Source organism: Gordonia jinhuaensis (genome assembly GCF_014639795.1).
GTDB lineage: Bacteria > Actinomycetota > Actinomycetes > Mycobacteriales > Mycobacteriaceae > Gordonia_B > Gordonia_B jinhuaensis.
Genome location: NZ_BMGC01000019.1, coordinates 13,385 through 28,481, shown reverse-complemented (window position 1 = coordinate 28,481; position 15,097 = coordinate 13,385). Strand labels below are relative to the sequence as shown.

14 protein-coding genes are annotated in these 15,097 nt (G+C 66.4%); 11 read left to right on the top strand and 3 right to left on the bottom strand.

All coding sequences use genetic code 11. The annotated features are described in order from the left end of the window. Positions 1-46: 46 nt before the first annotated feature. The 5 genes from IEW22_RS12980 to IEW22_RS12960 all read left to right on the top strand — a co-directional run bounded on the left by IEW22_RS12980 (position 47) and on the right by IEW22_RS12960 (position 5,764). Positions 47-493 carry an SRPBCC family protein gene (locus IEW22_RS12980; RefSeq protein WP_188587034.1) on the top strand — a complete coding sequence of 149 codons (447 nt, stop codon included), beginning with the start codon at positions 47-49 and terminating at the stop codon, positions 491-493. After that, a complete protein-coding gene (locus IEW22_RS12975) occupies positions 490-1,695 on the top strand; it encodes an NAD(P)/FAD-dependent oxidoreductase (RefSeq protein WP_229742606.1) in 1,206 nt (401 codons plus the stop codon). Before IEW22_RS12980 ends, IEW22_RS12975 begins: the two co-directional genes overlap by 4 nt. Positions 1,696-1,707: 12 nt before the next feature. Further along, positions 1,708-2,412 (top strand): dienelactone hydrolase family protein, encoded by a 705-nt coding sequence (locus IEW22_RS12970; RefSeq protein ID WP_188587033.1) that lies wholly within the window; start codon positions 1,708-1,710, stop codon positions 2,410-2,412. 4 nt (positions 2,413-2,416) lie between these two features. Then, complete coding sequence (locus tag IEW22_RS12965) at positions 2,417-4,153, top strand: SulP family inorganic anion transporter (protein WP_188587032.1); 1,737 nt, start codon at positions 2,417-2,419, stop codon at positions 4,151-4,153. Positions 4,154-4,237: 84 nt separating this feature from the next. Further along, positions 4,238-5,764 (top strand): ATP-dependent DNA ligase, encoded by a 1,527-nt coding sequence (locus IEW22_RS12960; protein WP_188587075.1) that lies wholly within the window; start codon positions 4,238-4,240, stop codon positions 5,762-5,764. Positions 5,765-5,789: 25 nt separating this feature from the next. On the opposite strand, the gene IEW22_RS12955 is transcribed toward IEW22_RS12960, so the two are convergent. Further along, positions 5,790-6,188, bottom strand: coding sequence for a YccF domain-containing protein (locus tag IEW22_RS12955; protein ID WP_188587074.1), 399 nt, complete (start codon positions 6,186-6,188; stop codon positions 5,790-5,792). A 79-nt stretch (positions 6,189-6,267) separates the two neighbouring features. Here IEW22_RS12955 and IEW22_RS12950 point away from each other — a divergent pair, with 79 nt between their 5' ends. From IEW22_RS12950 to IEW22_RS12940, 3 genes are all read left to right on the top strand, one after another. After that, a complete protein-coding gene (locus IEW22_RS12950) occupies positions 6,268-6,495 on the top strand; it encodes a hypothetical protein (protein WP_229742604.1) in 228 nt (75 codons plus the stop codon). 192 nt (positions 6,496-6,687) lie between these two features. Then, a complete protein-coding gene (locus tag IEW22_RS12945) occupies positions 6,688-7,965 on the top strand; it encodes a sigma-54-dependent transcriptional regulator family protein (protein ID WP_188587031.1) in 1,278 nt (425 codons plus the stop codon). Positions 7,966-8,056: 91 nt separating this feature from the next. Continuing rightward, on the top strand, positions 8,057-9,088 hold the full coding sequence (locus IEW22_RS12940) for a phosphorylase family protein (RefSeq protein ID WP_188587030.1): 1,032 nt from the start codon (positions 8,057-8,059) through the stop codon (positions 9,086-9,088). A gap of 46 nt (positions 9,089-9,134) precedes the next feature. Here IEW22_RS12940 and IEW22_RS12935 read toward each other — a convergent pair whose 3' ends face one another. Further along, a complete protein-coding gene (locus IEW22_RS12935) occupies positions 9,135-9,701 on the bottom strand; it encodes a LemA family protein (protein ID WP_188587029.1) in 567 nt (188 codons plus the stop codon). A gap of 94 nt (positions 9,702-9,795) precedes the next feature. Continuing rightward, positions 9,796-11,565, bottom strand: coding sequence for a DUF2207 domain-containing protein (locus IEW22_RS12930; protein ID WP_229742616.1), 1,770 nt, complete (start codon positions 11,563-11,565; stop codon positions 9,796-9,798). A gap of 226 nt (positions 11,566-11,791) precedes the next feature. On the opposite strand from IEW22_RS12930, the gene adh reads away from it, so the two are divergent. From adh to IEW22_RS12915, 3 genes are all read left to right on the top strand, one after another. Further along, a complete protein-coding gene (adh, locus tag IEW22_RS12925) occupies positions 11,792-13,315 on the top strand; it encodes an aldehyde dehydrogenase (protein WP_188587027.1) in 1,524 nt (507 codons plus the stop codon). Positions 13,316-13,661: 346 nt separating this feature from the next. After that, a complete protein-coding gene (locus IEW22_RS12920; RefSeq protein ID WP_188587026.1) occupies positions 13,662-14,108 on the top strand; it encodes a DUF779 domain-containing protein in 447 nt (148 codons plus the stop codon). A 167-nt stretch (positions 14,109-14,275) separates the two neighbouring features. Next, a complete protein-coding gene (locus tag IEW22_RS12915) occupies positions 14,276-14,947 on the top strand; it encodes a hypothetical protein (RefSeq protein ID WP_308421395.1) in 672 nt (223 codons plus the stop codon). Positions 14,948-15,097: the final 150 nt, after the last annotated feature.

The window sequence follows — 15,097 nt, the reverse complement described above, 5'->3', positions numbered from 1 at the left end:
GAAGCCCTGATCCACGAGAGTTCTGACACGGGAGGCCACGTACATCATGGTTGACGTCGAACGCACGTTCACCGTCCAGGCCGCGATGGAGGAGGTGGTGGCATATCTGCGCGACTTCGCCCACACCGAAGCGTGGGATCCGGGCACCGTCTCGTGCTCGCAGGTCGGCGACGGTCCGATCGTCAAGGGCACCCAGTGGCACAACACCTCGAAATTCCTGGTGTTCACCACCGAGCTGACCTACACACTCACCGTCGACGAACCCGACCACCTCGTGTTCACCGGTGTGAACAAGACCGCCACCACCAGCGACGACCTGTCGTTCGCGCCCGATCCCGCCGGAGGGGGCACGCGCATCACCTATCACGCGTCCGTCGAGTTCAACGGGGCGGCGAAGCTGGGCGAGCCCATCGCGGCGCTGGCGTTCAAGAAGCTGGCCGACGAGACACAGCACCAGCTCACCGCCACCCTCGAGGACGTCGTGGGCCGGTGACCGACCTGAGCGTGGGTGTCATCGGCGGGGGAATCGCCGGTGCGGCAACAGCATTCGCACTCGCCCGACGGGGTGTGTCCGTCGAGGTCTTCGACAGTGATGCCACTGGCCGGGCCACCGCCGCTGGTGCGGGCATCATTCAGCCGTGGTCGAGTTCTCTCACCGGCCCCGCCTACGACCTGTATTCAGCAGGGGCGCAATACTATCCGACGCTGCGTGAACGACTTGCCGACGTCGGCCAGGATGAGATCGGTTACCGCATGTCCGGATCGCTGGTGGTCGACAACGATCCGGCGCGACTCGACGCCACCGAGGCCAGGATCCGTCAGCGCACTGCTGTGGTACCGATCGCGGGGCGCGCAGAGCGCATCGACGCCGCCCAGGCGGGCGCCCTGTTCGCCCCACTGGCTCCCGATCTGGAGGCCGTGTTCATCCCCGGCGGCGCACGCGTGGACGGACGCGCGCTGTGCGCGGCGCTGCTCGCCGGTGCGCGTAGCCACGGTGCCACGGTGACCGGCAGGCAGGTGATGGTCGGGGAGATCGACGGCGCAGCGGTCATCGTCGACGACTCGGGCACTCCGAGCGAATTCGATTCGGTGGTGGTCGCCGCCGGCGCCTGGTCGAATCAGGTGCTCTCGGGAATCGGGCCCGACGGCCCCGGCACCAGGCTCCCACTCGAACCGCAGCGCGGCCAGATCGCCCATCTGAACCTGACCGGCACCGCGACCGGGGACTGGCCGTCGATCATCCCGCCGGGCAGCCACTACCTCGTGGCCTTCGACGACGGGCGGGTCGTGGCCGGGGCCACCAGGGAGACCGGCAGTGGCTACGACCCGCGGGTCACCGCCGCCGGCACCGAGCAGGTACTCGCAGATGCACTCGCCATCGCGCCGGGCCTGTCCGAGGCGACCCTGGGTGAGATGCGGGTGGGGCTGCGGCCGATGACCACCGACGGGCGAGCCCTGGTCGGGGAACTCGACGTGCTCGACGGACTTTTCGTGAACGCCGGATTCGGCGCCGCCGGTCTGACGATGGCGCCGCTGGTGGGCGAGGTACTCGCCGACCAGATCCTCGGCACCGGCACCACCGCGCAGGACTTCGGGATCGACCCGGCAACGCTGGCACCGCTCGGACGTATCGAGATCGTCGACGACAGTGCTCGAGGGTCCAGATCTCGGCAACGCACCGGCATGCGCGACTAGACTTCACGACTTGTGAGCGCACTCAACGGATTCGACCGGGAGATCTCGCATCAGGGAGTGCCGATCTCCCTGGTGAACGACGAGCAGGCGGGCAGCAACGGCGCGGGGATCATCCTCGTGCAGGAGGCGTGGGGTGTGGACAGCTACCTGCGCGACGTGGGCCGGGCGCTGGCCGGGCGCGGGTATCTGGTGGTCATCCCGCATCTGTACTGGCGCGGCGGCGACCCGGTGATCCGCGACTTCGACGAAGCCCGCCCGCAGATGAAGGCGCTGACCGGGGAGACCATCTCCCACGACGTCGCCGCCGCTTGCGACCTCCTGGCCCAGGAACCGGTTTCGTCGGTCGGGATCCTCGGCTTCTGCATGGGCGGTTCGGTGTCGCTGTGGGGTAGCGCCTCGGGAGTCGCCGACGCGGGTGTCACCTTCTACGGCGGCGGACTGGGGGCCTCGCGCTGGTCGGGAATGCCCTCGGGTCTGGAATCAGCGGCCGAACTGAGCGTGCCGTGGCAGGGGCACTACGGGACGGCCGACCGTTCGATCCCCGAATCCGAACTCGATCAGCTCGATGAGGTCAAATCCGACACGGCAGTGGTGTTCCGCTATCCCGGCGCGGGACACGCATTCGCCAACCCCAACTCGCGCGCCCACGACGCGAACGCGGCGGCGCTCGCGTGGGGACGCACTGTCGAGTTCTTCGCCGACACCCTGCACGGGTGAGGCAATGGCCACGACGGGGGACGTCCTCAGGCGTGGCCTGAGATCGGCACGGCCGGCATGGATCTCCGGGTATCGACGAACCTGGATCCGCCCGGACCTGATCGCCGGCATCACGCTGGCAGCCATCACCATCCCCGAATGTATGGGCTACGCGTCCATCGCCGGGGTGCCCGTGGAAATCGGTCTCTACACGATCCTGTTGCCCACCATCGCCTTTGCGTTCATCGGGGCGTCACGGCTGCTGGTGGTGGGTGCGGACTCGGCGACTGCGGCGCTGCTCGCCTCCGGATTGGCCGGACTCGGTCTGGTGGGGTTGCGCCCGCACACGGGCGAGTGGATCTCGTTGTGCGCGATCACCGCTGCGGTCACCGGGGTATTCCTGCTGCTCGCATGGTTGTTGCGGTTGGGTTTTCTGGCCGACTTCCTCTCCGCTGCGGTCCTGATCGGATTCCTCAGCGGGGTGGGGGTGCAGGTGGCCATCGGGCAGATCCCCGACATGCTCGGGATCCCCAAACGCCACGGCGGCGACTGGCTTCTCCAGCAGTGGTATCTACTCACCAACCTGTCACATACCCGGGTGATCGACGCCTGTTTCGCGGCCGTGGCACTGCTGGTGATGCTCGCGCTGCGCAGGTGGGCGCCGAAAGTTCCTGGCGCAATTCTGGTTCTGGTGATCGGCATCGTCGTGGTTGCCGCCACCGATCTCGATGCGACCGTGGTGGGTCATCTGCGTTCGGGCCTGCCGCCGCTGGGAATACCTCGCCAGCTGGACTGGACACATCTGGTGCAGGTGGGCGGGATCGCTTTCGGCTGCTTCGTGGTGATCATCGCCCAGAGCGCGGCGACCGCACGCAGTTTCGCCACCGCACACGGCGAGCGTGTGGATATCAACCGGGATATGGCCGGACTCGGTGCCGCCAACGTGTTCGCCTCTCTCAGTTCGGCATTCGTGGTCAACGGCAGTCCAACCAAGACCAAGATCGCCGATTCCGCGGGTGCCCGGACTCAAATGTCGAGTCTGGTGATGAGTGCCTGCGTGGTGGTCACCCTGCTGTTCCTCACCGGGATCCTGGCGAACATGCCCACTGCGGTCCTGGCGGCGGTGGTGTTCCTGATCGGCATCGACCTGGTGGACATCAGCGGACTGCAGCGGCTGTGGCGCGAACGTCGCATGGAATTCGTGGTCGCGCTCCTCACCGCGGTCACCGTGTGCGTCATCGGGGTGGAGCAGGGCATCTTCCTGGCGGTGATCGCCTCGATTGTGGCGATGTTGCGCCGGCAGTACCATCCCGACCAGTTTGTGGTTGGTGTCGGCAGACCCGATCACGACGGCAACCCGGTGCGCACCTACACCCCCGCCCAGCCGGGACTGGAGTCCGCGCCTGGACTGCTGGTGTTCCGCTACGACGCCGATCTCTTCTTCGCCAACGCCAACCGCTTCTCCGATGATGTTCAGCAACTCGTCACCGCTGCGCCGCACCGGGTGATCTGGCTGGTGCTCGACTGCTCGGCGATCGGTGACGTCGACTACTCGGCGACCATAGTCCTCAACCAGTTGATCGACTTCGTGCATTCGCGCGGCGCGGCATTCGTGTTGGCAGGTCTCGATCCTGAACTCCAGAAGGATCTGCGCATACTCGGTGTGCTGTCGAGGCTGCGGTCGGATCATGTGTTCACCACCGTCGACGGTGCGATCGATGAGTTCCATCGACGCCACCCCCAGGTAGCCGGTGACTCCTGAGATGTCGAGGCGTCCGCGTCGGCCGGTGACCGGTGATGTCGGGGGATCGTGAGAGGCTCGGCCCCGATGGCATCTGCAGACCCGATGACGCTGGCGGCGGTGGTCGACACCTCGGCCGCGGTCGCCGCCACGCGATCGCGGACCGCGAAGAAGGCTGCCCTGTCGCAGCTGCTGCGCGGGGCCCGCGCCGACGAGCTGCCGGTGGTCGTGTCGTGGCTGACCGGTGAGCTCACGCAAGGACGCATCGGCGTGGGGTGGCGGAGCCTCGCGGCCATCGACGCCGCACCCACCGACGGTGAGCAGGTGGACGCCGGTGCGACGACGGTCAAATGGGTCAACGCGCAGCTGAGTGAACTCGCCGCAAAGTCCGGCGCGGGGTCGACGAGGCGTCGTCGCGAGATCCTCACCGCGCTGATGGGTGCACTCACCGACCGCGAACGGCAGTTCGTCTCACGGCTGCTGGTCGGCGAGCTGCGGCAGGGGGCGTTGGAAGGGCTCATGGTCGATGCGATCGCCGAGGCCACCGACGCACCGCCGGCCGCGGTGCGCCGGGCATTCATGCTCTCTGGCAGCCTGGCCGGGACCGCCGCAGCGGCGATGGACGGTGCCGAGGCGCTCGGCGGGATCGGTCTGGTCGTCGGCCGGCCGGTGCGCCCGATGCTCGCCTCACCGGCCGACTCGCTCGCTGCCGCAGCCGACGATCTCGGCGCCGAGATCGTGGCCGAGTACAAACTCGACGGCGCGCGCATCCAGGTCCACCGCGCCGGCGACGAGGTGCATGTGTTCACCCGCACGCTGCGTGAGATCACCGACAGCGTTCCCGAACTCGTCGATGTGGTGCGCGGGCTGCCGTGTCGGTCGGTCATCCTCGACGGCGAGACCCTGGCACTCACCGACGCCGGTCGACCGCGACCGTTCGCCGAGACCATGAGCCGGTTCGGGTCGGCGGAGGGTGACTTGTTGCTGCACCCGTTCTTCTTCGACTGCTTACACCTCGACGGCGTCGACCTCATCGACGAACCTCTCGCGCGTCGGCTCGACGTTCTCGAGCATCTCGCCCCCGCCCACCGCATGCCGGCCATCCGGCGCCCCGATGCCGCACAGCTCCAGGCGCATTTCGACGCCGCGATCGACGCCGGCCATGAAGGTGTGATGGTCAAGGATCTGGCGTCGCCGTACATGGCAGGCAGGCGCGGACGTGCCTGGCAGAAGGTCAAACCTGTCCACACTCTCGACCTGGTGGTGCTCGGCGCGGAGTGGGGATACGGCCGCCGTACCGGTTATCTGTCGAATCTGCATCTGGGTGCGCGCGATCCGCACGGCGGTGCCCCGGTGATGGTGGGCAAGACGTTCAAGGGACTGGCCGACGCGTTACTGGCTTGGCAGACAGAGGAATTCCCGCGTCACGAATCGCATCGGGATTCCCATACCGTCTATCTGCGACCCGAACTCGTCGTGGAGATCGAACTCGACGGGGTGCAACGCAGCCCGCGGTATCCCGGCGGTGTCGCGCTGCGGTTCGCGCGGGTGCTGCGGTATCGACCCGACAAGACCGCCCTCGACGCCGACACCATCGACACCGTCCGCGCGATGCTCGTCGGCCAGACGTGAGAGGTGGCGCGCGAGATGGGTGTGCTCAGTACTCCGGTGAGGCGAGGAAGTCGTCGCTGGAGACGATGCGCGCGCCCAGCGGCATCAGCGACACCGGGATCAGTTTGAAGCTCGCGATGCCCAGCGGGATGCCGATGATCGTGATGCACATGGCGATGCCGGTCACCAGATGCCCCAGGGCCAGCCACCATCCGGCGATGATCAGCCAGATGATGTTGGTGATCAGCGAGGGTGCGCCCGCGTCGGGGTCGCGGACCACCCGGCGGCCGAACGGCCACAGCGCGTAGTTGCCGATGCGGAAACAGGCGACGCCGAACGGGATCGTGATGATGAGGATGAAGCAGAGGATGCCGGCCACGGCGTATCCGATGGCCATCCAGAACCCGCACAGCACGAGCCAGATGATGTTGAGGATCAGATTCACGAGCTTCACCACTCCAGTCAAGCATCACGCGTGTCGCGCAGCGACGTGTTTGTGCGGTCCGCCCGCATAATGAGTAGCTGTGAGCCGTCGTGAGCAGGTCAGCGAGATCCTGTGGGGTGTCGCGACCTTCTTCATCCTCGTGATCAGGGTGGTCTCCACGCTGGTCGTGGCCGTCTGTGTGATTGCCTGGGTGGTTGTCGCGGTCACCTCGTCGCTCAACAACGACTGGTTGTGGCCGGCCATCATCTCCGCGATCGCGGTGCTGGTCAGCACCTACCTCTACTCCTTCGTCAAGGGGCGGCATTAGCCCGGTCGACGAAAGGGGTGACCCCCTGGCGCCGGTGTCGGCGGACTGCGGGACATGTGTCGTCGAACTGGCCCGAGTCGGCTGAACCGGACAACGGACCAGAATTGGGCATAGTTGGCAATCGATGTGATGCAGTGCACAATGGGGACACTCGCCGGGAGGCTGGTCCGGTGAGCGTCCAGTGGAGGGTGCATGGCCGACACGACTGCGCTCGGGCACGACGAGGTGTCCGGTGACGATCGGGTGCGTGCCGCATACGAGCGCGTACGCGCCGATGGCGATGCCCCCGGTGCCGACGGATCGGCTGTCCGCTCGCTGGTGTGGGATTCCTGGCGACGGTCGTTGCGATCCGGGGCCGACCCGCATGCGTCGAAGGCGCTCGGCGGGCAGTCTCTCACCGACACCGAGTTCGCCCAGTACCGCGCCCATCACCCGATGACCTCGGTGCGCCCCGTCGTCCAGTCGCTGCTGCTCGACGACATCGCCGACTCCGGGGTGGTGCTCGCCCTCACCGACGAAGTCGGCAGACTGCTGTGGATCGAAGGCGACTCCGGTGCGCGCCGTCGTGCCGAGCGGATCAACTTCGTGGAGGGTTCGCTGTGGAGCGAGGAGATCGTGGGCACCAACGCCCCCGGTGTCGCGCTGGCTCTCGATCAGTCCGTGCAGATCCGTGGTCCCGAGCACTTCGCCGAACCGGTGCAGAAATGGAGTTGTGCGGCCGCTCCCGTCCACGATCCGGCCACCGGCCACGTGATCGGCGTGGTCGACGTGACCGGCGGGCGTGAGGTGTCGGCACCGTTCGCCTTGTCGGCGGTACGTTTGGCTGTAACCGCGGTGGAGAACGAATTGCGTTCGCATGCCATCGATCTGGCCCGGCTGGACAGTCGTCGACCACATCTGTCGGTGCTCGGCGGCGGATTGCGCTGGACCTCGCGCGCCGGGTCGACCGCACTGTCGCGACGGCATGCTGAGATCCTGTTGCTGCTCAGCCATTTTCGTGAGGGGCTGAGCACCGAGGCATTGGCGTTGGCGCTGGCCGAGGATGGTGTCGACCCGGTGACCGTGCGCGCTGAGATCTCGAGACTGCGCCGGGATCTGGGTACCGAGCTGATCGGCTCACGCCCCTACCGGCTGGCCACCGCCATCGACTCCGACGTCGACGAGCTCACCGAGTCCATCCGGCGTCGTGAACTCGTCGACGCGATCGGTCGCTTCGGCAACGGCGGTCTGCTGGCCACCTCGACCGCACCGGGAGTGGTGGAGATGTTCGAGGAGATCCGCGAAGACCTCCGCTCGGCTGTCATCGCCTCCGCCGATGCTAATGCGCTGCGCCTGTGGACGGAGTCGCCGCATGGCCGCGACGACGTGACCGCCTGGCACCGACTCGGATCCGTTCTCCCCCAGGGGCATCCCGAGCGTGCGCTGGTCGGCGGGCGGATCCGAGTGCTCGACCGGCGTTTCGGCGTATGAGCTCCTCCGGGGAGAGCCTCCGGAGGAGTCGTCCATCACGTCACGGTCTCTCGGCGCGACCCGCGCCGAATCGGCCATTACTGTCCTCGGAATGCGTGAGAACCTGCACCTGCGGTTGCTGACCCGACCGCTGGCCGCTCTCTTCCTCGTCGTGGGTCTGATGATGTTCACGGGGGTCGCTGCCGGCATCGGCACGGCCACCGCACATGCCGATTCGCTGCGCACCGGGCGATGCGCGTCGGTGTCGGTCATCTTCTCGGCCTACCCGGGAGAGTTGTCCACGGTGCTCGCACAGGCCGCACCGGTGCACCAGACGTGGAGCGAGGACGGCGTGTCGATGTATCGCACCGCCGTCGGAAGCCACGAGGTGATCGCCGTGATGACCGGTGTGGGTGGCGCGAATGCCACTCGCACCGCGCGCACCGTGTTGGGTTCACTCACCTGCGCCCGCCACGGCGTGACCGTCTCACGAGTGCTCTTCTCGGGCACCGCCGGCGGCGCTGCCCCGGCGAGAATCGGCGACGTGGCCGTTCCTCAGACGTGGTCGCTCGGACGCGCCGCGACTCCGATACCCGCCGATCCGCATCTGCTGAGCCTCGCGCGCCGCGCCGCCGGTGTGCGGTTGGCGCACGCGACGTCGCAGATCAATCCGCTCTCACCATGTGGGTGTGAGCTGCCCTGGCTTCCCGAGGTTGACCTGCACCGCACGCCGACTGTGATCGTGAATGGTCGTGGTCTCACGTCGGATCCCTATCAGGGCAACGCTGTTCCGTGCCTGCCCGACGGCGGACAGATTCTGGGCTGCCGCCCATGTGTCTTCGCCTCTTCAGACACCGACGATGCCGACGCCAAGCGTTTGCGCGATCTCGACCCACGGGTGCTGGCCACGCTGCTCGCGCCAGTCGACTCCGGGAAGGGATATCTGGTCTCCGATCAGGAGACGGCCGCAGTGGCCACCGCCGCGCATGCCTATGGCCTGCCGTTCCTCGGTATTCGCGGGATCTCCGACGGTTCCGGCGATCCGTTGCACCTGCCGGGGTTCCCGTTCAGCTACCTCGCCTATCAACAGCTCGCAGCTGCCAACGCCGGAACCGTTGCGGCTGCGGTGATCTCAGCGACGTGAGGTCATGTCTGACCACAGCGCGCTCGTCCGTCGCCTGTGCGGCGATTCAGAAGCGAACCTGCGGGGGTTGCTGCTGTCCCTCCTGCGCGCGGTAGAACTCGCGGGTCCGCACACCCGCCATGCCCGCGAAGAACATCCACGGGATGGTCTGCACCAGCTGGTTGAGACGCGCGACGGTGTCGTTGTAGTACTGCCGGGCGAATGAGAGCTTGTTCTCGGTGTCGCTCAGCTCATTCTGCAGCGCAGCGAAATTCGCCGACGCCTTGAGGTCGGGGTAGTTCTCGGCGACGGCCAGGACATTGGCCACCGCGCGGTTGAGCCGCTGGTCTGCCTGCGCCTTCTGATCGATGGTGCCCGACTGTGCGGCGTGTGCGGCGTTGGCGCGCGCGGCGGTCACCTCGTCGAAGACGGCGCGCTCGTGGGTCGCGTATCCGCTCACGGTGTTCACCAGGTTCGGGATGAGGTCGGCACGGCGGGTGAGCTGAACGTCGATGCCGCCGAGCCCCTCCTGGGCGCGGATGTCGGCGCGTTTGAGCTTGTTGTAGCCGGCGATCACGAAGGCGATCAATGCGATGACCACCACCACGACGATCACTGTGATGACTATGCCCATGGGGCTCTTCCTTTCTCAGGTCCGCGGTGCGGATACGTGTGACTGTGCGTTCGACGTCGGTGGGGTGCGTTTCGACGTCTGAGGGTCGGTGTGCTCACCAGGTGCCGCCACCGCCACCGCCGCCACCGCCACCGCCGAATCCGCCTGATGACGATCTCGATCGCGATGTCGAGTACGCCGACAGCGAGGCCGAGATGCTCGTCGACATGGCATTCATCGCGCCCACGCCCTGCACGCCCCAGAGGCCGCCGGTGCCCAGCCACAGCGGTGTGACAGCGTCACGGCCGGTGGCGTTACGGAACTTCCGGGCCCACTTGTCGGCACAGTCGAAGGCGATCGCATACGGGATGTACTCGGTGAACAGTTCTGCCCGGGAGGAGAAGTCGAAGCGGTCCTTGGCCGAGTCGGTGGACAGCATGCGCTCGAATCCGGCGGCGCGGGCCCACGCTTCACGGCCCACCCCCACTCGCCGGGTCTGGGCATTCGATCCGATCAGTGGCAGACCGGCGACGGCATATCCATAGAAGGGCAGTAGCGCAAAGGTGTAGGGCACGAAGGAGTTGAGGTTGCCGGTCGCGGTGAACAAGCCTACGAAGATCACGAACGGCCAGCACAGGATCGCCGCCAGACGTGCGGTGGCCTCACCGGGGGATCGGACCACGGTGTGGCTGGTGGCACCCCACTCGCCGGCGGCCTTGCGCATCTCGGACTGCGCATTCTTGAACGTCTTGCCCGCGCGCTCAGACCGGTCGGCGTCGAAGCGTCCGCCGCCGTAGACGCCGATCGCACGCGCGAGTGCCGCCGAGATCGGGTCGAGCGCATTCCACGCATTCATGTCGTTGCCGCCGAGCACGGTGAAGGCGGAGTTGTCATGCCACTGGATCAGCACGAGTTTGCGTTCGGCGAGGTAGAACAGCGTGGACTGCAGGGCGTGGTCGCTGATCTCCTCGTATTCGATGAAGTAGGTCTGCTCGGGGCTCATCAGCCGGCCGGGCGTCGACGGATCCAGTGGCGGTTCGTACATGACCGGTGCGCCGGGATCCTCCTCGCGGCTCTTGCGGAAGAAGATCAGCGCTGCCGCGGCCGCGGCAACGGTCACGATCGCGACTGCCACCAGCTGCCAGACCGAACGCCCGAGGACCTGATCCCACTTCGCCGACCACGGCAGAGTGTCGCGGTCGGGTGGACGGATGGCGGTGTCGGCGCGCAGGCTCACCCCGGTCCAGGCCGGCAGCGAGCCGGTGCTGACGGTCACGCGGTTCTGCCCGGTGACACTGGCCGAGCATGTGAGGCCGCTGTCGGACTCGCAAGCCGCATTCGACACAGCGGCGGGGAAGGTCACGGTGGACTCGGTCTGACCGATCGGGAGTTGCCAGCCGTTGGCGACCACGCGCCACAGGAATCGCGAACTGCCCGGATCTCCCGAGGATCCCAGCACGCCGGGGACCTCGTAGGTGAGTACATAGGTGTAGCGACCCGGCGGGATGGTCTTGTCCGGGTCGCCGGCCTTGGCGAGCCGAAGGCTCCGCCCCTGCTCCCAGCTCATCTTCACCGGGATGGACTGGCCGTCGCGAGTGATCGTGACATCGCGAGGGATGTAGCGCACGTGGGGATTCGCCGCGTCGCTGACATCCCAGTACCGGAAGATGCCGTGACGTTCCACCCGCGACTCGACCACCGCTGTCTCGGTGGCGTGCAGGGTTCCGTGGTCGTCGATCGTCATCGACGTGCGTAGATCGTCGATGCGCGAATCAGCCTCGACCGTCCGATCTCCCGAGCCGGTGAAGAAGACCGGGGAGATGAGGATGAGCCCGGCGACGATCACGGCCACCACTGCGACCACAATGCGCAAACCGGATTTCATCACGGGGTACGAGACTAAGCGAGCGGCTGACGGTGGGGAAGTCGAGTCATCTGGCTGATGGACATGCGCGGACGTCGTCGCGAAGCCCGTTGCTCGGCATCTGTGGAGGTCGGTCGGATTGTCCGTTGCAACGTTGTTGCAACCAGGACGCTCCTAACGTGTGCAGCAGATCACAGAAGCATGTCTGAGTGGCATGCGATACAAGTTGCAACGAGGAGACACCGCTATGACTGTCTACGCGAATCCCGGTACCGACGGCGCCGTGATGAACTACGACACCCGGTACGAGAACTGGATCGGCGGAGCCTGGACGCCGCCGGTCAAGGGGCAGTACTTCGAGAACCCGTCGCCGATCAACGGCAAGGTGTTCTGTGAGGTCGCCAGGTCGACGTCGGAAGACATCGATCTGGCACTCGACGCCGCACACAAGGCCGCGCCGATGTGGGGTAAGACCCCGGCCGCCGAGCGTTCGCTGACCCTGCTGCGTATCGCCGATCGCATGGAGGCCAACCTCGAGAAGCTGGCCGTCGCCGAGAGTTGGGACAACGGCAAGGCCGTCCGTGAGACCCTGGCCGCCGACATCCCGCTGGCGATCGACCACTTCCGCTACTTCGCCGGCGCGCTGCGCGCCCAGGAGGGGTCGATCTCCGAGATCGACGAGGACACCGTGGCCTACCACTTCCATGAGCCCCTCGGTGTGGTCGGCCAGATCATCCCCTGGAACTTCCCGATCCTGATGGCCGTGTGGAAGCTGGCTCCGGCGCTTGCCGCCGGAAACGCCGTGGTACTCAAGCCCGCCGAGCAGACGCCGGCCTCGATCATGTACCTGATCAGTCTGATCAGCGACCTGCTGCCTGCCGGTGTTCTGAACGTGGTCAACGGTTTCGGCGTCGAGGCGGGCAAGCCGCTCGCCTCGTCCAACCGCATCCGCAAGATCGCCTTCACCGGTGAGACCACCACCGGCCGACTGATCATGCAGTACGCCTCGGAGAACCTGATCCCGGTCACCCTCGAGCTCGGCGGCAAGAGCCCCAACATCTTCTTCAACGATGTGATGGCCTCCGACGACGGCTTCCTCGACCGTGCGCTCGAAGGTTTCACGATGTTCGCGCTGAATCAGGGTGAGGTGTGCACCTGCCCGAGCCGCGCGCTCATCCAGGGCGACATGTACGACAAGTTCATCGACCGCGCGGTCGACCGTGTCGAGAAGATCAAGCAGGGCAACCCGCTCGACACCGAGACGATGATGGGTGCGCAGGCCTCCAACGACCAGTTCGAGAAGATCCGGTCGTACCTGTCGATCGGCAAGGACGAGGGTGCCACGGTGCTCACCGGCGGCGAGGCAGCCGATCTGGGTGGCGACTTGTCCGGCGGCTACTACATCAAGCCGACCGTGTTCGCCGGACGCAACGACATGCGCATCTTCCAGGAGGAGATCTTCGGACCGGTGCTGTCGGTGGCGACGTTCACCGACTACGCCGACGCGATCCACATCGCCAACGACACCCTCTACGGTCTCGGCGCCGGCGTGTGGACCCGCGACGCGGCCACTGCCTACCGAGCTGGTCGGGAGATCCAGGCCGGACGTGTGTGGACGAACACCTACCACGACTACCCGGCCCACGCCGCCTTCGGCGGCTACAAGCAGTCGGGTATCGGTCGCGAGACCCACCTGATGATGCTCGAGCACTACCAGCAGACGAAGAACCTGCTCGTGGGCTACGCGCAGAACGCCAAGGGCTTCTTCTGATCTCGAGTCCCTGCCCTGGGTAGCACGATTGCGGTGACACCCGGACTCGACAACACCGCCGCGCGGCCGAGCTGGTCGCGCGGCGGATGTTGTCGGCGCGGTGAGGCGCGGTGCGGGTTGGTTGGCGCGGTGCGGCTTGTCGGAACTGGTTGCGTTTGTGGCGCGTCCCGCGGAACTGGTTGCGTTTGTGTCCGCGCAACCAGTTTTCGCCTACGCAACCTTTGCAATGGGTGCGTCCGCGAGAACTGGTTGCATCTGGCCCCGCCCCCCACACGCCCACACCGCGAGCAAACGCGACCGCGCGCGACTAGTCTGTGGTTCAGATCACATCATGGAGGCGAATGTCATGACCGGCGAAGAACGCAGCACCCCACAGGCTTCGACCGAGCCGCCGCGCGTGGTCGCCACCGACTCCGCGGTGGAGCTTCTGACCAAGCTGTCGGAGCTCCACGGCGGCCTCATGATCCACCAGTCCGGCGGATGCTGCGATGGGTCGGCGCCGATGTGCTACCCGGTCGACGAATACCGCGTCGGTCAGCGCGACGTGCTGGTCGGCGAGATTTCACTTGCGGATCCACTGCCCACGGTCCGGGTGTGGATCAACGGCGACCAGTTCGAGCTCTGGAAGCACACGCAGCTGATCCTCGACGTCGTGCCCGGTCGCGGCGCCGGATTCAGTCTCGAGGCACCCGAAGGCGTCCGGTTCCTGTCGCGCTCACGCGCGTTCACCGCCGCCGAGAACGAGGCGCTCGCCGCGCATCCGCCGCTGACCGGCGCAACGATCGGCGTCTGAGCGTGTTGTAATCCGATCGGTTTAACTTTTGGAAAGATTTACCTATGGATTGTTCGGACTGCTAGCTTTCGGGCGTTGTCATCGACGACGTCGGGGGATGAAGCGCTAGACAGAGGGACGAACAAAATATGAAACGCACGATCAGTTGCGTAGTGGCTCTCGGAGCCATGGTGGGAGCCGCAACCCTGGCGATGCCGGCCACGGCGTCGGCCGCGCCCGTTTCGGAAACGAACTGCGCGAAGATCGCCACGCCGACCAACCCGAACGGGTGGGGCAACAGCGTGAGTGACGAGCAGGGTCAGGCGGGCAAGATCACCGCCACCAACGTCAAGGACGCCGACGGTTCGCTGGAGTTCGCCACCTCGGCATCCATGCCGCGTCAGGCGTCTTATCATTCGGCGGGCAGTTTGCCGCTCTCGGCTCTCAAGGACGCGAGCCTCACTTTCGAGAAGTCGGCCGGTGCGGCAGCCTGGCAGATCCGCGTCACCGGTGCGGACACCGGCACGGCGAGCGGTTTCGCCACTCTGGTGTGGGATGCCCCCGTCGGCGCGACCCTTGCCGATGCGAGCACGTCGAGCCAGTGGTGGGCGACCCGCGATCTGGGAGCCATCAAGAAGTATCAGAACGGCACCCTCGACCAGCTCATCGACGCCGCCAACTCCGACGGTAAGACGGCAACGGTCGATCTCTACGGGATCTCCAGCCAGCCCGGTGGGACCGCTGACGCGAAGGTGAACGTCGACAACGTGACGTTCCACGGTTGCACGACCAACTTCGCCGTCAAGGGTGGCGACAGCGGCCTGGGCAGCGTCGAGTTCCCGACCTTCGGATCGTCCTAGTCGGCGCACGGCACAACAGGAATGCGGGCTCCTCATTTGAGGGGTCCGCATTCTCGCTTGGGACCGGTACGGGAGCCCAAGGTGGCAGAGTTGCCCGTGGGGTCCACCGATCGGTGGAGTCAGACGTCATCCGTCCAATCCGCCGGGTGG